Genomic DNA, 19,552 nt, shown 5'->3' with positions numbered 1-19,552 from the left:
GAATCCTCCTCGATTCCGGAGCTCTTCACGCTCCCCCGCCATTCTCCTGCCCCCGGTGCTCCGCCGCGCGCTCCTCGCGCTCTGTAGCGCGCTGCTCGTGGGGTCGCACCCGGGTCGCGCGCTCGGTCAAGACGCGGAGGACGCCGCCGGTGCAGGGCCCGCGGCGCCGGCGCCGGCACCTCACGCGGCCGCGCGCACCCGCGCGGCCGGGCTGTCCGCGGGCGCGACATCCCAGGAGAAGCACCGCGTCCGGTACACCCTGGATGGCATCGAGATCCGAGGCAACGTGCGCACCGCCGCGCGCGTGATCCTCCGCTACGTCAGGTTTCGCGCGGGGGACGTGCTCGACGTCGAGGATCCGGGGATCGAGCTCACGCGCTACCGCCTCCTCGGCACCGGGTTCTTCACCTCGATCGGGCTGTCGCTCCGCAAAGGGGCCGAGCGCGGGAGCGCGACGCTCGTGATCGACGTCGTCGAGCGCAACACGTTCGTCGTGCAGGATCTCTGGCTCGGCATCGCGGCCGACGAGGACACGGCGGGCAACGCGCGGCCGCTCTCCGCGTTCACCGGCGTGCAGGTCGCCGAGACCAACCTCGCGGGGACCGGGATCACGCTCGGCGCCGGCGTCGGCCTCGCGGCGGACCAGCTCGCCCTGAGGACCCGCTTCGCCGATCCCGCGTTCGTCGGGAGCCGCTGGTCGGCCACGGTGACGGTGCTCTACAACGACGCCCGCGACTTCTTCGGCAACCGGGACGTCTCGTTCGAGTCCCCGCTGCTCGAGCAGCGGGAGGTCACCGGCTACGCGGTCGTCGCCTACAAGCGCTTCGGCGCGACGCTCGGAACGGGCCACGACGTCTCCTCCTCCTCGCGGCTGTCGCTCGACTACCACCTGGAGCAGATCGACGCGACCGTGCCCACGGTCGCCTCCCACATGCGCGGAAATAGCCGCGAGCCCATCGATTTCGACATCCTGGGCGGCAAGACGGTGCTCTCGTCGCTGCGCGCCGCGATCGACTACGACACGCGCGACGCGCCCTTCCTGACGACGCAGGGCACGCTCGCCTCCGTCTCGGTCACGGTGGGCGTCCCGCCGTTCGGCAGCGATTACGGCTACCAGAAGTTCGAGTTCGCCGCGCAACGCTGGTTCCGCCTCCCGCTGCGTCACGTGCTCCGCGTGGAGGCGTTCGCCGGCGCCGTCGCCGGGGACGCGCCCTTCTTCGAGAAATTCTACGTCGGCGATCTCACCGATCTCCTGCCGGATCGGCTGCTCGACCTTGCCCCCGATCGCAGGCAGCCGCCGAACTTCCTCAGCACGGACATCATCGAGGTCCGGTACGGGGACTTCGCCGCGAAGCTCGAGGCGGAGTACCGGATCCCGGTCTATGCCGGCCGTGGCTCGATCTACGGCGTCGACCTCTTCGGCGCCGCGGGCCTGTACGGGCTGGCGACCCGCCGCGAGCTCACCGATGCGCCGACCGGATACGAGGGCTTCGCTCGCGTGCCCGTGGACATCACCTACAACCTCGGCCTGCGGGTCGACACGGCGATCGGCGGCGTGACGCTCGCCTTCTCGAACCTGCTCGGGCTGATCCCGGCGCGGCGCGGTGAGCGGAAATGACTTGCCCGGGCGCAGGTCGCGCCGCGGCACGCTGGCTCGGGATCGCGCTGCTCGCGGCGCTCTCCCTCGGCGCGCGCCGATCGGCGGCCCAGGACGGGCCCGGCGGAGCGGAGGGCCGGCAGGGGCCGAAGGAGATCGCTGACGCAGACGCGCAACAGGCGCTCGGCACGCCGGCCGCGCTGCCCATCCGCGTGGCGAGCCTCTCGCTCGACAAGACGATCGTGCAGCTCACCGTCGGCTTCCGCGACGTGGTCGACGGCGAGATCTCGAAGAAGCTGCTCAGCGGGCTCCCCACCGTCATCACGATGCGCGGCTACCTCTTCCACGAGAGCGGGGGCAACCCCGTCGCGCTCGCCGCCAAGAGTTGCCGGATCGTCTATGACCTCTGGGACGAGGTGTTCCGGATCCAGCTGATCCAGGCGGGAAGTCCGTCGAGCACGGTCGCGATCAACGTCGAGGGCGTGCTCCGCAACTGCGCTGAAGCCCGGAAGCTGCCGCTCGTCGAGCGGTCCCTCGTCCGCGACGGCAGCCGCTATTTCGTCGCCGTGCTGGTCGAGGTGAACCCCATGAGCGCCGAGATGCTCGATCGCATCAAGCGGTGGGTCACCCGCCCGCCCGGCTCCACCGCCATTGGGCCCGGCGACTCGCTGTTCGGCTCCTTCGTCGGCCTGTTCGTGACGCGCATCGGCAACGCCGACAGGAAGCTCGCGTTTCGCACGCAGGCCTTCCTCCCGCCCGCTCCGCCGCCGAGCCCTCCCCCGCCGCCCCGGAGCCCCCCCGGCCGCTGAGCCGCGCGTGACGGCGAGCTCGCCCGCCGTCACGCGCGCCGCGCCCGCCGGTCCACAATCGCTGCGCGGCCGTCCCCGTTCGTGTCTACTCCACCCTCATGCGCCTCTTTCCCATCGCGCTCGACCTCAACGGCCGGCGGGCCCTCGTCATCGGCGCGGATGGCGAAGTGCCCTACACCGTGGAGCGGCTCCTCTCGGCGGGCGCCCGCGTCTCCGTCGTCGCGCCGGGGCAGGTCGACGCGTCGATCGAGCGCGCCAGCCGGGAAGGGCGGCTCGAGCTGCACCGGCGGCCGTTCGTGGACGGCGACCTCGCCGGCGCGGCGATCGTGTTCCTCGCGCCGGGCGACGACGCGCTCTCGCGGCGCCTCCACCGCGAGCTCGCGGACGCCGGGCGCCTCGTCTGCACGCTCGATCGCCCGGAGGTGTCGAGCTTCGTCAATCCTTCGGTGGTCTCCGCCTCCGGACTGACCATGAGCTTCAGCAGCCACGGCGTCAGCCCAGGAACGATACGGCGCATCCGGGAGGACCTCAGCGCGCTCTTCTCGGATCCTCGGTTCGCGCGCTACATCGAGGCGCTGCGGCGGCTCCGCGAGAGCCTCCCTCGAGGCGCCGAGCGGGCCGCGCGAATGCGCCAGGCCACCTCGGGCTTTGGCCTGGAGGCGAGGCTTCGGTTCCCTCCATGGCTGGAGCGAGGCGATGAGCCTTGATGTCCGGAGACGCCGCGGGCGAGCCGGGGCGCCGTCGCCGCGAACGCGAGGGCGCGCGCGACCCAACGAACGCGAAAACCCTTGTGTAAAGCGGCCTTCAAGGCTTAAGTGGGCGCCCACGCGACACTATCTGCGGAGGAGGGCTTACGGTATGCGTTCACGATCGGGCCGGCTGACGATGTTGACCTCGGCGGCGATGGTCTCTGGGCTCCTGACGCTGACGAACGTCAGTCCGGTATCTGCGCAGGCGCCCGCCGGGGCCGCGCCGACGCCGGGTCCTGCGAAGCCCGCCGCAGCCGCGGCGCAGGCGGCTCCCCCCGCCGCAGCGCCGCCCGCGACCGGCGCGACGCCGCCTGCGGCCGGTACGCCCGCGACGGCGGCGCCCGGAAAGGCCGCCGAGCCCGCGGCGAAGGTGACCACCACCAAGCCGAAGAAGCCGCTGACGGAAAAGCAGAAGAAGGACGAGGCGAAGAAGCTCTACAAGGAAGCCGAAGCCAGGTTCGAGAAGGCCGAGTACGCCGTCGCGGCCGACCTGTACCGCCAGGCGGACGAGCACGTGCCCGGCGCCGCACCGAAGTACAAGCTCGCCCTCGCGCTCGACAAGCAGGGGCTCGTGACCGAGGCGGTCGCGGCGTGGCAGTCGTTCCTCGACTCGAAGCCGGACGCCGAGAAGTTCAAGGACAAGATCACCGAGGCGCAGGGGCGCGTGGAGTCCCTGAAGAAGACGCCGGCGAAGGTGAAGGTCGCGACCGTTCCGGAGGCGCCGCAGGGACTCAAGATCATGGTCGATGGCGTGGCCCAGACCGGCCAGGAGCTCTCGGTCCCGCCCGGCAAGCACACGCTCACCGTCTCGGCCGAGGGGTTCGCCGACGCGAGCCAGGAGCTCGAGGTCACCTTCGCCGAGACGCGCGAGGTCAGCGTCGCGCTGACGCCCAAGGCGCCGGCGCCGATCGCTGCGGCGCCGGCGCAGCCTCCGACCCCGCCGCCCGCCGCCGAGATGCCTCCGGCTCAGCCGCCGCCGCCTGCACCGTCGGTCGAGCCGCGCTCTCGGGTGCCGGCCTACGTGACCCTCGGGCTCGCCGGCGCCGGCGTCGTGGTCGGGACGATCTTCGGCATCCAGGCGCTCGGCGCGAAGGGCGACTTCGACGAGCTCCCGACGACCGACGCCGCAGATCGCGTCGACCGCTTCGCGCTCATCTCGGACATGTCCTTCGCGGTGGCGCTCACGTTCGGCGTCACCGGCGCGGTCCTGCTCCTCACCGATGACGCGACGGCCGAACCGAAGGCCGCAGCTTCGAGCGTGACGAAGAGGGCGTTCGTCACTCCGTTCGTCAGCCCGACAGGCGGCGGCGCCGCCGCGCGGTTTACCTTCTAAGGGGACTACTATGTGGAAGAACCAGTACCTTCTCGCGATGGCGCTCTGCGCCGGCGCGCTCTCGACCCTCGGGATGGGCTGCGAGCTCATCGCCACGGTCGACCGCTCGCGCATCCCGGGGGACGAAGGCGTCACCAACGGCTGTGCTGACGGTACGAAGAACGGCGAGGAGACCGACGTCGACTGCGGTGGCACCACCTGCCCGCAGTGCGAGATCGCCAAGGCGTGCAAGGCAGAGGACGACTGCGCGAGCGGCTCCTGCGCCGACGGCGTCTGCTGCGACGACGCCTGCGACGCGGAATGCGACGCCTGCACCGCCGAGCTCAAGGCGTCGGGCGAAGAAGACGGCACGTGCGGCCCCTCGAAGGCCGAGGCCGAGTGCGGCGAGGCGACGTGCTCCGAGGGCGTCCAGACAGCCAGCGGCACCTGCGACGGGACCGACGTGAAGTGCAAGCCCGGCGAGGCGACGTCGTGCGAGACGTTCGCCTGCGATACGGAGGCCAACGCGTGCTTCGCCGAGTGCTCGGAGGACACACAGTGCGCGAAGTGCCATGTCTGCGACGCCGACGCGGAAACCTGCGCGCTGGCTCCGGCGGGCACGCCGGGCCTCGGCTGCGAGGAGAAGCAGGCGTGCGACGCCATGGGCGAGTGCAAGGCCGCGAACGGTGAGGAATGCACGGACGCGACCGATTGCGGCAGCGGTAGCTGCGTCGACGGCGTCTGCTGTGACACCGGCTGCGACTCGGCCTGCCAGGCCTGCAACATCGAGGGGTCGGAGGGCACGTGCTCGAACGTCCCGCTCGGCGGCGAGGACGGGACGGACTGCAGCGACGTCAACGTTTGCGACGGCGAGGGCGCTTGCAAGCTGGCGGCCGGCGAGCGGTGCGGCGAGGACGTCGAGTGCGCGAGCGGCAACTGCCTCGGCACCGTCTTCACGTGTGACGAGATCCCGACGCCCTGAGCTCTCCCCGGCTCCCGCCGGGCTCCTCGAGGAGCCCGGCGGAGCTCACGCCTCGAACGTCCCTCTCACACGCGCGCGGATCTCCCCGGCGCCCGATGGCGGACCGAGCACCGTCATCGACTCGGCTTCTCCCTCGAACAGGCCGCCGTCCTCCGGCTCGACGCCTTCGGCCTCGGCCTCGGCCTCGTAGACAGGCACCGTCGCGGCCTCGTCCCAGCGGCTCTTGAGCCGAGCCGCGAGCTTCATGAGCAGCTCCCGCGTCGTCTCCCTGTCCGTGGCGGACAGGAGCACCGCGTCTGGATGCCCGAGGAGCAGCCGCCGCCCCTCCTCCGGGGCGATCAGGTCCGCCTTGTTGAACACCACGATGCGGGGGATGCCGATGAGATCGAGCTCGGTCAGCAGCGCCTCGGTCGTCTCGATATGCTGATCGCGCGCGGGATCGCTCACGTCCACGACGTGGAGCAGGAGGTCGGCGTCGGCGGCTTCCTCGAACGTCGCCCGGAAGGCGGCGAACAGGTCCTTCGGAAGCTCCCGGATGAAGCCGACCGTATCGGTGATCACCACCTCGCGCTCCTCGGGGAAGCGCAGCCGCCTCGAGCGGGTGTCGAGCGTCGCGAACAGCTTGTTCTCCGCGAGCACATCGGCGCCGGTCAGCGTGTTCAGCAGCGTGCTCTTGCCGGCGTTCGTGTAGCCCACGATCGAGACCACCGGCACGCCGAGCCGGGCGCGGCGGCGGCGGCGCTGCTCGCGCTGCCGGGAGAGCCGCTTCAGCTGCGCCTCCAGGAAGCTGACGCGCTCCTTCGCGCGGCGGCGCCCGATCTCGAGCTTCGTCTCGCCGGGGCCGCGCCCGCCGATGCCGCCGGTCAGGCGGGACAGGGAGTCGTCCTTCTGCCCGAGGCGCGGGAGCGTGTACTTCAGCTGGGCCAGCTCGACCTGGAGCTTGCCGTCCGACGACTCTGCGCGCTGGGCGAAGATGTCGAGGATGAGCTGCGTCCGGTCGAGCACCTTGAGGTCCGTGTGCTTCGCGATCGCCGAGGCCTGCGAGGGGGTGAGATCCCGGTCGAAGACCAGCGTCTCCGCGTCGAGCTCCGAGGCGCGCAGCACGACCTCGTCGAGCTTCCCCTTGCCGAGCACGAGCCGCGGATCGATGCGGTCGCGCAGCTGAAGCACCCTGTCCGCGACGTCGACGCCGGCGGTGCCGGCGAGCTCGGTCAGCTCGCGCAGGCTCTCCTCGGCCCGCGCGAGCGCGCCCGTCTTGGCTTTCTCGGCGACATGCACGAGGATCGCCCGGCCGTCCTTGGCGGCGACCGACCGCGTGCGCGAGCGCTTCGCGAACTCGTCCTCGAGCGCCTGGATGAGCGCGCCGAAATCGACGTCGACGCGGCCGACCGCGACGGGGCCCACGGTCCGGTACGGAAGCTCCGCCTTCCCGCGGCCGTCGGCGTCGCCGTCGGCGTCGTCCACGGTCACCGTGATCGCTTCCTTCCCGCGGACCGGCACGTTGTACGCGTACTGGATGGTCTTCGGCTCGCCCTGCGGGGTGAGCTGCACGGCCGCGACCAGATCGAGCCGGAGGCGGACGAGGTCGACAAGGTCGTCCCGCGTGAGCGGCTCGTTGAAGAGGTGCGTGTGGACGAGCCGGAGCGCCCTGAAGCGCCCCTGCGCCGCGCGGAGGCGCCCGATGTCGGGCAGCATCAGCCGGGTCGCGTCGCCGACGACGACATAGTCGACCTCGCCCGAGCGGTGGACCAGGGCGCCGACCTGGCGCCCCGTCTCGTGCGACGCTTCGGCGAGCGCCTTGATGAGCTCGGGCGTGGCGAGGCTCGCGAGCGGCACCTTGCGGCGGTAGATGCGCTCTAGGGTCTTGGTGGCGAGGGGGCTGAGTCCGGTGGTGTTTCCGTAGATGGTGGGCATTCGATAGTCGAAGGGGATGTTGCTCCCGCTCATTCATAACGCACGCGGAACCGGTCTGCGACCTGGGCCACCGCGGATCTTCACGTGGGGCGCGCATTTTCTCGTCGCTCCTCGTTCCTCTTCCCTCCCTCTTCTCCCTCCCTTCCCCCTCTCTACTTCCCCACTTCCCCCCTCTGTCGCTTCCCCCTCCCCTTCCCCTTCGTCATTCCGCCTCGTCGCTCGCCTCCGTCGACCCTCTCTCCGTCGAGCCTCTCCGGATCCCCGCCTCGTCGCGTCTCTCGCCCGGCGTGCTCCTCCAGGTTCCTGTGGAGGCCGCGCGCGAGCCGTGGCAACCGTGCCCACGATGGCCATCCTGACCCCCCTCTCGCTCGCAGATGCCCGCCGCATCGGCGCGCTCTACGGCCTGGAGATCGCCGACGTGCGCGGCCTCCTCGCCGGGAGCGTGAACTCGAACTTCGCGCTGACGCTCGCCGACGGCCGCGGGCAAGCGTTCCTGCGGGTCTACGAGGAGCAGCAGCTCCATGCGGCCTCGCGCGAGGCGCACATGCTGGAGCACCTCGCGGCCAGCGGCGTCGCCACGCCGCAGCCGCTCCGGCGCCGGGATGCGGCGTCCGGGTCGGAGGGCGCCGCGTTCATTGCAGAGCACGCCGGCAAGCCGGTCGCGGTGTTCCCGTGGGTCGCGGGCGACTCGATCTGCCAGGCGCGCGTCACGCCCGACGCGACCCGTCGCGTCGGCGCGGCCCTGGCGCGCGTGCACCTCGTCGGCGCGTCGTTCGAGGGCGCGAACGCGAGCCGGTTCGACCTCGACAGCCTCGACCAGCGGCTCCAGGGCCTCCGTGCGCCCGGCCCCGCCGCGAGCGCCGGCCTTCCCGCCTCGACCCTCCCGCCCGAGGTGGCCGCCGCCGTCGACGAGCTCACCGGCCGGCTCCAGCGGATGCGCGCCGCGGCGCCGCGGACGTCCGGACCCGAGACGCTGATCCACGGCGATCTCTTCCGCGACAACGTGCTCTGGCAGGACGGCGAGATCTCGGCGCTGCTCGATTTCGAGAGCGCCTCGCGCGGGAGCGCCGTCTTCGATCTCGCCGTCACGATGCTGGCGTGGTGCTTCGGCGACGACCTCGACCCGGATCTCGCGGCCGCGCTCGCCGCCGGTTACACGTCGGTGCGGCAGCTTTCAACCGAGGAGCGCGGCCGGATCTTCCACGAGAGCCTGGTCGCCGCGCTGAGGTTCTCCATCACGCGGATCACCGACTTCGAGCTCCGCCCGAAGGGCAGCGGTGTCTACAAGGACTTCCGGCGCTTCCTCGCGCGGCAGCGGACGCTCGAGCGCCTCGGCCCGGAGGGGCTGCTCGCGCTGCTTCGCGTCTGATCGCGTCAGCTCGCGTCGGCTCTCGCCTGATTTGCGCCAGCTCGCGTCCGACGCGGGTGTGCGCGAAGGTCGCCCCGTGATTTTGCGTTAAGTTCGCGGCGCCGGGCGAGGGCGGCGTTGCGCGTCCGCGGCCTGGCCATTACCTTCGCCGGATGGCACAGGTCGGAACGCTCGATTTCAAGGGCTTCATCGAGAGACGGAAGGGCCAGCGCGCGGGCGGCGGGGACGGCGCTGGAAACGCGTATGCCTACGTGTCCGATAAGAACACGCGGCTCGCCTTCGAGAAGATGCGTCCGGTCGAGCTCGCCGTGACCGCCGCGGTCAGGCTGTTCAAGACGGTCGGCAAGAACGAGCTCCTCGGCCACGCCGTGAAGGTCGGCCCCACGCAGTTCCCGCGCGTCCACAACCTCGCGCTCCGCTGCGCCGACACGCTCGGGATCGCGATCCCGACGCTGTACATCGTCAACAGCCCCTACCTCAATGCCGCCACCTACGGCACGAACGACGACTCGTTCATCATGGTGCACTCGGCGCTCGTCGACCATTTCACCGACGACGAGCTGCTCAGCGTCATCGGCCACGAGTGCGGCCACATCCACAACAGCCACGTCGTCTACCTGACCGCGATGCACTACCTGACGCGGATGGCGTCGGTCTTCGTGAAGTGGATCGTCGGCCCGGCGATGATCGCGCTCTCCGGCTGGTCGCGCCGGGCCGAGGTCACCTGCGACCGCGCCGGGCTGCTCTGCGCGAAGAGCCTCGACGTCTCGACGCGCGCGCTCACCAAGCTCGCGCTCGGCTCGACCAAGCTCTACGAGGAGCTGAACCTCGAGGCGTTCATCGCCCAGCACGAGGAGGGCAAGGGCGGCATCGGCAGGTTCGCCGAGTTCACGGCCAACCACCCGTGGCTGCCAAAGCGCGTCCTGGCGCTCCGGGCCTTCGCCGAGAGCGAGCTCTACCAGCGCCACGCCGGGCTCGGCGCGGGCGGCCTCTCCATGGAGGAGGTCGACGAGAAGGTGCACGAAGTCATCAAGATCTGGGGCTGAGGGGCTCTCTCCTCCTGGCTCCCGACCCAAGGCCGAGGTCCAACGCACATGCTCGAATCCTTCCACAGCCGCAAAGACGACGTGACCGGGGCGCTCCGGGAGCTCGTGGAGTTCGCCGAGGCCCTCGGCGCCAAGAGCGTCGCGACGCGCATCGCGAACGATCTCGTGAAGAAGCTCGAGGCCGATCGGTTCCACCTCGTCGTGGTCGGCGAGTTCAACCACGGCAAGACGACCTTCGTGAACGCCCTGCTCGGCGCCTCGATCCTGCCCGTCGGCGTGACGCCCACGACGGCGGTGATCCACCACCTCGAGTACGCGGCCGAGCCGCGCGCCGAGGTGGTCTACGCGTCGGGCGAGCGCGTGGGCCTGCCCTTCGAGGACGTCCGGGCCTTCACCGTCGGCGGAGAGCGCTCGTCGAGCGCCGGCGAGGTCAAATTCCTCGAGGTAGGGTACCCGGCCGAGCTCCTGCGCGAGCGCGTGGTCCTCGTCGACACCCCCGGGGTGAACGATCTCTCGCTCCAGCGGGCGGACATCACCTACAGCTACATCCCGCGGTCGGACGCCGTGCTGTTCCTCATCGACGCCGGCCAGCCGCTCAAGGAGAGCGAGCGCGTCTTCCTCCAGGACAAGCTGCTCGGGCAGTCCCGCGACAAGATCCTCTTCGTCGTGACGAAGCGCGACATCTGGAGCCAGGACGAGGAGGTCGAGGCGCTCGCCTACATCCGGAGCGAGCTCGGGAAGCTCGTCAAGACGCCGGTGGTCTTCCCGATCTCGAGCGAGCGGGCGCTGGAGGCGGACCGGGCCGGCAGCGGGATGCCGGAGCTGCTCGATCACCTGACCCGGTTCCTCGCCGAGGAGCGCGGGCGCATCCTGCTCGACAACGCGCTCGGCGAGGGCCTCGAGTCCTCGCGCCTGCTCGGCAAGGGCGTGGACGCGCGGCGGCGGGCGGCCGCGATGTCGCGCGAAGAGCTCAGCCGTCGCATCGAGATGATCGAGAAGGATCTGGCCGGCCAGTCGCGCACCATCGAGGAGCGGCGCGCCGGCATCCGCGAGGAGGTGAGCGCCATCCGGGCGTGGGTGCGCCGCGATCTGGAGCGCTTCGTCGACGACGTGCTCCGGCAGCTGCCGGCGATCATCGACGAGGCCCAGACCGACGAGATCAAGGTCTACCTCGGCGCGTTCCTGGAGCGCACCTTGGCCGAGTGGGCGCAGGCCGAGACGAAGGAGATCGCCACGGCGCTCGAGGCGCTCGCCGAGAAGACGATCGCGCTCGTCCGAGAGGACGCGCACGACGTGGCGAAGCGGGTCAGCGAGGCGCTCGGGGGCGACGTGAAGACGCCGAACGTCGAGGTCGACACGTTCGGCTACGACGTCGGCGTCTTCGCGCTCTTCACGATCGGCCTCGGCGTGATGTTCACGAACGCCCTGCTCGGCGGGATCCTGGCGCTCGCGGCGCCGGTCCTGGCCGTGTACGTGAAGGACAAGGTCGAGGCCGAGACCCGCAAGAAGGCGAAGGAGATGGCGCCGATCGCCCTGCGCGAGGCCGCCACCCGGATCGGGCCCAAGCTCGACGAGATGATCCAGGAGTTCGCGAGCCGGCTCGACGCGTGGGTGGTCACGGCAGGCCAGGAGCTGCACCGGGAGGTCATCGAGGTGCTCAAGGCGGCCCGCGAGGAGCGGGTCCGCTCCGAGCCGAGCAGCGAGAGCCAGCTCCAGGCGTGCGACGCCCAGGCCGAGGCGCTCCAGACGCTGACGGGGCGCCTGGAGGGGCTGCGGAGCGCGCTCTGGACCGTCGAGAACGGCGAGAGCAAGCTGGTCCCTCCCCCCGTGTCCAGCGTGCCCAACGCGCCCGGCGGCTCGGCCTGAGCGAGGCGCACGCCTCCTGACAAGGGAGGAGGCGCTGCCCCGGCCCGGCCTCCTCGGCCGGGCGCCGTGGCCATATCCAATCGTCCAGCGCTCATGCGAGAATGCGGCGGTGCAGCTCGACTTCGCAGCCCGTGAAGTGACGATCAAGCTCGTCTATTACGGCCCGGCGCTCAGCGGCAAGACGACGAACCTCGTCTCGCTGCACGGGCTCGCCGGGTCGGACGCTCGCGGACGGTTGATGACGCTCGAAACGCAGGACGATCGCACGCTGTTCTTCGATCTCCTGCCGCTCACCTTCCGCGCGAAGGACGGCGACGTCTCGCTCCGCATCAAGCTGTTCACCGTGCCCGGTCAGCCGATGCACGCCGCCACGCGGCGGCTCGTGCTCCAGGGCGCGGATGGGGTCGCGCTGATCGCCGACTCCCAGCTCACGGAGACGCAGCGCAACGCCGACGCGTTCTTCGACCTTCGCCAGAACCTGCGGGAGAACGGCCTCGATCTCGCGCGGATGCCGCTCGTCATCCAGTTCAACAAGCGCGACCTCCCCGATATCCGGAGCGACGAGGAGCTGGCGCGCCTCGCCGCGCGGGGCAAGGAGCCGGTCTACAGGGCCATCGCGACCCGCGGCATGGGCACGGTGGAGACGTTCATGGGCCTGCTCCACCTCACGTGGGAGACGCTCGATCAGACGCACCAGCTCTCGAAGCGGCTGTCGATCAGCGGCGAGGAGCTCCTCAACAGCGCGGTGCGCCAGCTCGGGGTGACGAGCTCGGTGAGCGAGCTCCTGGCGAGGCGCATGGGCGGCAGCCTCGAGAAGAGCTCCCGGATCGTTCCATGAGGCCCGACGCCCACAAGGGGACGCCGGCTGATTTCGGCCTCGACGACGAGGATCTCCTCCATGTGCCGAGCTCCGCGCTGCCGTCGGCCCGCGTCGCGGACGCGCCCAGCTCCTCGAAGCGCGACGGAGCGCCGAGCGCGCCCGAGCCCTCGACGTTGCCGCCCCCTGCGGCTGCGCCGGTCGTCGATCTGGTCGGCATCGGCCCGCTCTCGCTCGAGGATCTCGTGGATCGCCAGGCCCTCGGCGAGATGGCGGCCTCGTTCCACAAGCTGTTCGGCCTGCCGATCCGGATCCAGTCGATCAGCGGCACGACGCTCGCGGAGTCCGGCGCGCTCGCGACGCTCGCGCCGCCGGCCGGCCCGGTCGGGGACGAGCCGGAGACCGCGCGGGCCGGCGCGGCGCCGCCGGAGCGGGCGCAGCGGCGCGGCGCGGCGGCCGTCGGCGAGCACACGGATCCCCGCTTCGCCGGCGCGCTCTACCAGGTGTTCCCGATCGAGTACGACGGGCGCGCGATCGGCCGGTCGATCCTCGGCCCGTACCTGCCCGAGGGCGTCGATGAGCCTCCCGCTGCCGAGCTCGCGGCGGCGGCGCAGACCCAGCTCGCGCGCGCCGCGGAGGGGCTGCCGCGGCTGCCGAGGCTCCGGCCGGAGCGGCTCGGCGAGATCGCGGATCACCTCCGCTCCGTCCTCGATCTCATCCTGTTCAGCGGGCACAAGTCGCTCCTCACGTCGACGATGCACGTCGCGTCGATCCGCGAGAGCTTCCGTGAGCTCTCGCAGAAGAACGCCGAGCTGGAGCAGGCGTACGAGCGGCTGAAGGAGCTCGACCGGCTCAAGTCGAACTTCCTCGCCACGGTGTCGCACGAGCTCCGGACCCCGCTCACGTCGATCATGGGTTACAGCGAGATGCTCGCCGAGGGCATCGGCGGGCCCCTGACCGGTGAGCAGCGCGAGTTCATCGATACGATCCGGTCGAAGAGCGAGCAGCTGCTCGGGCTCATCATGAGCCTCCTGGATCTCTCGAAGCTGGAGAGCGGCACGCTGATCGTGCACCGCACCGAGGTGGCGGTCGGCCCGGTGCTCGTCGAGGCGGCGTCGACGATGACGCCGGCCGCCTCGAAGAAGGGCGTCGAGCTCCGGATCCGCGCCGAGAGCGATCTGCCGCCGGTGCTCGGGGACAGCGACCGGCTGCGGCAGGTGTTCATCAACCTCGTCGAGAACGCGGTGAAATTCACCGAGGCCGGAGGCGAGGTGCAGCTCGTCGCGCGCGCCGTGAGCGACGACACGGACGACCTCCCCGGGCTGGTGCTCGTCGCGCCGCTCCAGCAGGCGGTCGAGATCCGCGTCGTGGACACGGGCATCGGCATTCCTCCTGGCGAGCGGTTGAAGGTGTTCGACCCGTTCTACCAGATCGATCAGAGCTCGACCCGGGAGCACGGCGGCACGGGCCTCGGCCTCTCGATCGTCAAGCGCCTGGTCGAGGCGCACAGCGGCACCGTCCGCATCGAGCCGAACGAGCCGCGCGGCACCGTGTTCGTGGTCAAGCTGCCCACGGTCGCGGGCTCGCCGGCGAACAGCGTCGTGCCGCCCATCTTTCAATGAGCGGGTTTCCATGAGCGGGCGCTCCGAGTGGAAGCGCATCGAGCTGCTGCGCGCCGTGCTCGGCGGTGCGGCCGGCGAGCACGTGCTCTGCGGCATCGGCGACGACGCCGCGATCCTCGCGCCCGCGGCCCCGCAGGGCGGGGCGCTCCCGGGCGCCGCGGCGCCGCTCGTCTGGACGGTCGACAGCGCCGTCGAGGGCGTGCATTTCCGGCGCGATCTCCTGAGCTTCGAGGATCTCGGCTACCGGGCGACGATGGCCGCGGCGAGCGATCTCGCCGCGATGGGGGCGCGCCCGGTCGGCCTGCTCGCGGCGCTGGTGCTGCCTCCGGACGTGAGCGACGACGAGCTCGGCGCCCTCGCCGCGGGCCAGCGCGCCGCGTGCGACGAGATCGGCACGGCGGTCATCGGCGGGAACCTCTCCCGGGGCGGCGAGATCTCGATCACCACGACGGCGCTCGGCGTCGCGGCCGCGCCGCTCCGGCGCGACGGCGCGCGCCCCGGCGACGCGCTCGCGCTGGCGGGGCCGGTCGGCCTGGCCGCGGCGGGGTTCGCGCTGCTCGACCGGGGCATCGCGCCGTCCGGCGCGGCGGCCGCGCTGGCGATCCGGGCATTTCGCCGGCCGGCGGCGCGCATCGACGCGGGCCTCCGCGCGGCCGCGAGCGCCCGCGCGGCGATCGACATCTCCGACGGCCTCGCCGCGGATCTGGCGCACCTCGCGCGCGCGAGCGGCGTGCGCGTGCTGCTCGACCCCGGGGCGCTCGTCGGCGCTGATCTCCGCGAGGCCGCCGCGCTGCTCGGCGCTGATGCGCTGGAGCTCGCGCTGTACGGCGGCGAGGACTATGCGATCGCGGTCGCAGGTCCCGACGTCGGCGCGGTCCCCGGCTTCGTGACGATCGGCCGCTGCGCGCCGCGCGAGGAGGGCGCGAGCGACGTGGCGCTGGTCGGACCGGACGGGCAGCTCACGAGCCTCGCGGCGCGGGGGTACGACCACTTCGCCTGACGCCGCGCTCCGGCGCTCGCCGCGCCCGGCACAGGCTCATTTGCACTCGGCGGGCGGTGTGGTTCCGGCGAGGCTCGCTCGGATCTGGGTGAGCGCCTTGGCGCGCGGGGTCTTCCCGCTCTTCACGAGCTTATCGATCCCGGCGCAGAGATGGGATGCCGTCGCCGCCTTCGACTTGGCCTCCGGCGACTTGCCCGACTTGGTGGCGACCGCGTGGAGCGCCGTGCAGCACGCCTGGATGGAGGCGCCTCCCCCGCGGGATGTCCCCGCTGCCGCTTCGGCCGCCGCCGCTCCCGCGTCTGCCTCTGCAGCCGCCGCCGCAGGCTCGGCGGACGCCGCTGCGGCGGGCTCCTGGGCAGCGGCGGGTTCCTCGGTCGCAGCGGGCACTGGATCGGCGGCCACCGGCGCGACCGATGGCGCGGGCGCGGGGATCGTCTCCGGCTCGGCTTCTTCTTTCTGGCAGGCGCTGGACAGGATGCCGCAGGTGAGAACGACGAAGGCCAGGGACGAGCGCAGCCGGATCATGCCCCGTCTTCTACAAAGCTTCGCAGAGCACAGCCATACGGTTGGCAAAGTAGAACCGCGTACGGACGTACCCGCAGATCTCCCGCGCAGCACGACCCGCCCGAGGCGCGAGGTCGTGGGAGGGGCCCCCCGCCGGCCCCTCCCTCACCCCCCCTACCCCGGTCCGTCGCCCCTCAGCTGCAACCCATGCTGTTGCCGCAGTTGAGGCACTTGTAGCAGGCCCCGTTGCGCACGGTGATGTGCCCGCAGCCGTCGCAGACCGGCGCGTCGCCCATCATGTCCTCGAGCTGCGCGTCGAGCGCGCTCGACGCCCGTCCCCCGCCCTCGAGCAGCGCCGACGCCGGGGAGGCCTGCGAGAACGACGCCACGCCGCTCTCCTGCGCCCGCGACTCGACCGGGTCCTCCATGGCCGAGGTGACCGGCTGCACGTGGGCCAGATCGTAGCGGTTCAGGTACTCGACCCCGAGCACGCGGAAGAGGTAGTCCACGATCGAGGTCGAGAACTTCACGTAGTCGTGCCCCTCGACCACGCCCTGCGGCTCGAAGCGGGTGAAGGTGTACTGCTCTACGAAGGTCTCGATCGGCACGCCGTACTGGAGCCCGATCGACACCGCCATCGCGAAGCAGTTCATCATCGAGCGGAACGCGGCGCCCTCCTTGTGGAGGTCGATGAAGATCTCGCCGAGCGTCCCGTCGTCGTACTCGCCGGTGCGGAGGTAGATCTTGTGCCCGCCGACGCGCGCCTCCTGCGTGAAGCCCTTGCGCTTCCTCGGCAGGCGGAACCGCTCGGGCGCCGCCGCCGAGGGCGAGCGCGGGCGCGCCTGGCTGGCCAGCGCGGTGGCCGCCTGGAGCACGGGACCGGCGATCTCGGCCTTGTCCGCCTTGCCCTTGGTCTCCGTCGACTTGCTGTCGCTCGTGGACGAGAGCGGCTGCGACGCCTTGCAGCCGTCGCGGTAGAGCGCGACCGCCTTGAGCCCGAGGCGCCACCCCTCCTCGTAGATCCGCTGCACCTCCTCGACCGTCGCGTCGTTCGGCAGGTTCACGGTCTTCGAGATGGCGCCGGACAGGAACGGCTGCGCCGCGGCCATCATCCGGACGTGCGACATCGGCGCGAGGTAGCGCCGGCCCTTCCTGCCGCAGCGGTTGGCGCAGTCGAACACCGCGTAGTGCTCATCGCGCAGGTGCGGCGCCCCCTCCACCGTCATGCGGCCGATGATCGTCTCGTTCGCCTCCTCGATCTCCGCGGGCGAGAAGCCGAGGTGCTGGAGCAACGAGAAGCTGAAGCGCGCCCGCGACTCCTTGGAGACGCCGAGCCGGTCGTAGGTCTCCTCGCCGAGGATCCAGGGGCCGAAGGCGAGATCCAGATCGAAGACGCCGGGGATGGCGGCCTCGATCTTCGCGAGGTCGTCGTTGTTGAGCCCCTTGGTCTTGAGCGACGCCCGGTTCACGTGCGGCGCCGCAAGGAGGGTGTTCGTGCCGGAGACGAAGGCGACGATCTCCTGCACCTCGGCCTCGGGGTAGCCGAGCCGCCGGAGCGCCTCGGGGACGGACTGGTTCACGATCTTGAAGTAGCCGCCGCCGGCGAGCTTCTTGAACTTCACGAGCGCGAAGTCGGGCTCGATGCCCGTCGTGTCGCAGTCCATCAGCAGACCGATGGTGCCGGTCGGGGCGAGCACCGTCGCCTGGGCGTTGCGGTAGCCGTGCTCCTGCCCGATCCGGATCGCCTCGTCCCAGTCGGCGCACGCCGCCCGCCAGAGCGACTCCGGGCAGCGGTCGCGGTCGAGCGCGTAGGCGGCGTCGCGGTGCATGCCCATCACCCGGAGCATCGGCTCGCGGTTCCTCGCGAACCCGGCGAACGGCCCCTTTGCGGCGGCCATCTCGGCCGAGACCCGGTAAGCGTGGCCGCACAGGATCGCGGTGAGCGCGCCCGCCACCGAGCGGCCCTGGTCGGAGTCGTACGGGATGCCCTGCAGCATGAGCAGGGTGCCCAGGTTGGCGTAGCCGAGCCCGAGCGGGCGGTAGTCGTGCGAGTTCTTCGCGATGCTCCGGGTCGGGTACGCCGAGAAGTCGACGAGGATCTCCTGCGCGACGAAGAACACCCGCACCGCGTGGCGGTAGCCCTCGATGTCGAACGAGCCGTCCTCGCCGAGGAACTTGGTGAGGTTCAGGCTCGACAGGTTGCAGGCCGAGTCGTCGAGGAACATGTACTCGGAGCACGGGTTCGAGGCGTTGATGCGCGCCGTGTTCGGGCAGGTGTGCCAGCGGTTGATGGTCGTGTCGTACTGCACGCCCGGATCGGCGCAGCCCCACGCCGCCTCGGCGATCTGGCGCCAGAGATCCTTCGCGCTCAGCGTCTCGACGACCTCGCCGGTCGTCCGGGAGCGCGTCTCCCACGACGCGGCCGTCGCCGCCGCGCGCATGAACTCGTCGCTCACGCGCACGGAGTTGTTCGAGTTCTGCCCGCTCACGGTGTGGTACGCCTCGCCGTTGAAGTCGGAGGGGTACCCCGAGGCGATGAGCGCCATCGCCTTCTTCTCCTCGCGGACCTTCCACTGGATGAAGTCGACGATCTCCGGGTGGTCCATGTCGAGGCAGACCATCTTGGCGGCGCGCCGCGTCGTGCCGCCGCTCTTTGTCGCGCCGGCGGCGCGGTCGAACACCTCGAGGAAGCTCATGAGCCCCGAGCTCGTCCCGCCGCCCGAGAGCTTCTCCTGCTTCCCGCGGATCGTGCTGAAGTTCGTCCCCGTCCCCGACCCGTACTTGAACAGGCGGGCCTCGCTCTTCACGAGGTCGTAGATGCTCATCAGGTCGTCCTGGATCGCCTGGATGAAGCACGCCGAGCACTGCGGCCGCTCGTAGGCGTTCCGGGTCTCGATGATCTCGTCGAGCGCGCCCGCCGCGCTCGTTCGGCTCGTGGACGCGCCCGACTTGGCCACGGCGCCCCCGTTCCCGGCGTCGGCCGAGGCCTCGTTCCAGGCGTAGTTGCCGCCCGAGCCCTCGATGCCGTAACGGTGGAAGAGCCCGCAGTTGAACCACACGGGCGAGTTGAACGCGCCGTACTGGTGGACGAGCAGGTACGAGAGCTCTGCCTCGAAGGAGTCCGCGTCCTTCGTGGAGGCGAAGTAGCCGCCGAAGTGCTCGCCCGCCTCGCGGATGGTGCGCGCGAGCCGGTGGACGACCTGGCGGACGCTCGTCTCGCCGAGCTCCTTCTTGCCGTTGATCCCAGCCTTGCGGAAGTACTTGGAGACGACGATGTCGGTCGCGAGCTGCGACCAGCCGGCGGGGATCTCGGCCCCTTCCATCTTGAAGACGACCGAGCCGTCCGGGTTGGTGATGATGCTCGAGCGGCGCTCCCAGGTGACCTCGTCGAGCGGGTCCACGCCGCGGTGCGTGAACCGCCGGTCGAACCCGAGCCCGCGCGGCCGCGAGGCCCCCTTCTTCGCGGCCTTCTTCGCGGCCGCGCCGTTGGTCTGCGCCTTGGCAGCCCCCCCGGTCACCGGACGGGCCCCTGCATCTTCCTTCGTCCGCGCCGCCATCTTGCCGTTCCCGGCGGGAAGCTTACCGCCGTCACCCACAACTGCCGACTGGGCCATTTCCAAGTCCTCCTGTGAGCTACCGCACCTGGCGGTGACTCGCGTCCTACCGAAAGCACGAATAGTTCCCGGGAGAACGCCGAGGCCTCATCGCCTCGGATCTCCACAGGTCCCGTCGCTTCTCCCCTGCTACCTGCTCAAACGTTCCGTCTACCGGCCAGTGAGCATAGGTCCAGGTGCCATGCCTGAAAGGCGTGCGCCGACATTCGGGAGCGCCTGACCGCCAGCTAGTCAAACCCGCGAAGGGCCTGTGCGTCAAGGAGAACCGCTACATCTTGGGATCCCCGGCCGAACAGGGCCCACATATGGGGTCTGCCCGTTCGTCGCGGGATTCGTAGCGATCCCTGAGCA

The 19,552-nt window shown here is 71.0% G+C and carries 14 protein-coding genes; 11 read left to right on the top strand and 3 right to left on the bottom strand.

The features are described from left to right. Nucleotides 1-55: 55 nt before the first annotated feature. The 5 genes from WME75_RS02515 to WME75_RS02495 all read left to right on the top strand — a co-directional run bounded on the left by WME75_RS02515 (nt 56) and on the right by WME75_RS02495 (nt 5,449). Nucleotides 56-1,618, top strand: a complete 1,563-nt coding sequence (locus WME75_RS02515; protein ID WP_437486044.1) for a BamA/TamA family outer membrane protein — start codon at nt 56-58, stop codon at nt 1,616-1,618. Then, nucleotides 1,615-2,406, top strand: a complete 792-nt coding sequence (locus WME75_RS02510) for a hypothetical protein (protein ID WP_437486042.1) — start codon at nt 1,615-1,617, stop codon at nt 2,404-2,406. Before WME75_RS02515 ends, WME75_RS02510 begins: the two co-directional genes overlap by 4 nt. Nucleotides 2,407-2,504: 98 nt before the next feature. After that, nucleotides 2,505-3,113, top strand: coding sequence for a precorrin-2 dehydrogenase/sirohydrochlorin ferrochelatase family protein (locus tag WME75_RS02505; RefSeq protein ID WP_437486040.1), 609 nt, complete (start codon nt 2,505-2,507; stop codon nt 3,111-3,113). Nucleotides 3,114-3,264: 151 nt separating this feature from the next. Then, on the top strand, nt 3,265-4,488 hold the full coding sequence (locus WME75_RS02500; protein WP_437486038.1) for a PEGA domain-containing protein: 1,224 nt from the start codon (nt 3,265-3,267) through the stop codon (nt 4,486-4,488). Nucleotides 4,489-4,498: 10 nt separating this feature from the next. Continuing rightward, on the top strand, nt 4,499-5,449 hold the full coding sequence (locus WME75_RS02495) for a hypothetical protein (protein ID WP_437486036.1): 951 nt from the start codon (nt 4,499-4,501) through the stop codon (nt 5,447-5,449). 45 nt (nt 5,450-5,494) lie between these two features. Here WME75_RS02495 and hflX read toward each other — a convergent pair whose 3' ends face one another. Next, nucleotides 5,495-7,363: a GTPase HflX gene (gene hflX, locus WME75_RS02490; protein WP_437494731.1), complete on the bottom strand. Its 1,869-nt coding sequence runs from the start codon at nt 7,361-7,363 to the stop codon at nt 5,495-5,497. 343 nt (nt 7,364-7,706) lie between these two features. Between hflX and WME75_RS02485 the strand changes: the two genes are divergently transcribed. From WME75_RS02485 to thiL, 6 genes are all read left to right on the top strand, one after another. After that, entirely contained in the window at nt 7,707-8,732 is a 1,026-nt protein-coding gene (locus WME75_RS02485; protein ID WP_437486034.1) for a homoserine kinase, read from the top strand. Nucleotides 8,733-8,884: 152 nt separating this feature from the next. Next, nucleotides 8,885-9,778 carry a M48 family metallopeptidase gene (locus WME75_RS02480; protein ID WP_437486032.1) on the top strand — a complete coding sequence of 298 codons (894 nt, stop codon included), beginning with the start codon at nt 8,885-8,887 and terminating at the stop codon, nt 9,776-9,778. Between the two features lie 48 nt (nt 9,779-9,826). Continuing rightward, entirely contained in the window at nt 9,827-11,644 is a 1,818-nt protein-coding gene (locus tag WME75_RS02475; RefSeq protein WP_437486030.1) for a dynamin family protein, read from the top strand. A gap of 109 nt (nt 11,645-11,753) precedes the next feature. Then, nucleotides 11,754-12,482 carry a GTP-binding protein gene (locus tag WME75_RS02470; RefSeq protein ID WP_437486028.1) on the top strand — a complete coding sequence of 243 codons (729 nt, stop codon included), beginning with the start codon at nt 11,754-11,756 and terminating at the stop codon, nt 12,480-12,482. Beyond that, nucleotides 12,479-14,083 (top strand): ATP-binding protein, encoded by a 1,605-nt coding sequence (locus tag WME75_RS02465; protein WP_437486026.1) that lies wholly within the window; start codon nt 12,479-12,481, stop codon nt 14,081-14,083. Before WME75_RS02470 ends, WME75_RS02465 begins: the two co-directional genes overlap by 4 nt. A gap of 10 nt (nt 14,084-14,093) precedes the next feature. After that, nucleotides 14,094-15,083: a thiamine-phosphate kinase gene (thiL, locus tag WME75_RS02460; protein WP_437486024.1), complete on the top strand. Its 990-nt coding sequence runs from the start codon at nt 14,094-14,096 to the stop codon at nt 15,081-15,083. 36 nt (nt 15,084-15,119) lie between these two features. Here the strand turns inward: thiL and WME75_RS02455 are convergent, their stop codons facing one another. Together WME75_RS02455 and WME75_RS02450 are read right to left on the bottom strand one after the other, a co-directional pair. Then, nucleotides 15,120-15,608 carry a hypothetical protein gene (locus tag WME75_RS02455; protein ID WP_437486022.1) on the bottom strand — a complete coding sequence of 163 codons (489 nt, stop codon included), beginning with the start codon at nt 15,606-15,608 and terminating at the stop codon, nt 15,120-15,122. A 173-nt stretch (nt 15,609-15,781) separates the two neighbouring features. After that, nucleotides 15,782-19,201, bottom strand: coding sequence for a vitamin B12-dependent ribonucleotide reductase (locus tag WME75_RS02450; RefSeq protein ID WP_437486021.1), 3,420 nt, complete (start codon nt 19,199-19,201; stop codon nt 15,782-15,784). Nucleotides 19,202-19,552 lie beyond the last annotated feature (351 nt).

The sequence above is a fragment of the Sorangium sp. So ce1014 genome (genome assembly GCF_051521505.1).
In the GTDB taxonomy this organism is placed as follows: domain Bacteria; phylum Myxococcota_A; class Polyangia; order Polyangiales; family Polyangiaceae; genus Sorangium.
This window is presented reverse-complemented; position numbering and strand designations above follow the sequence as displayed.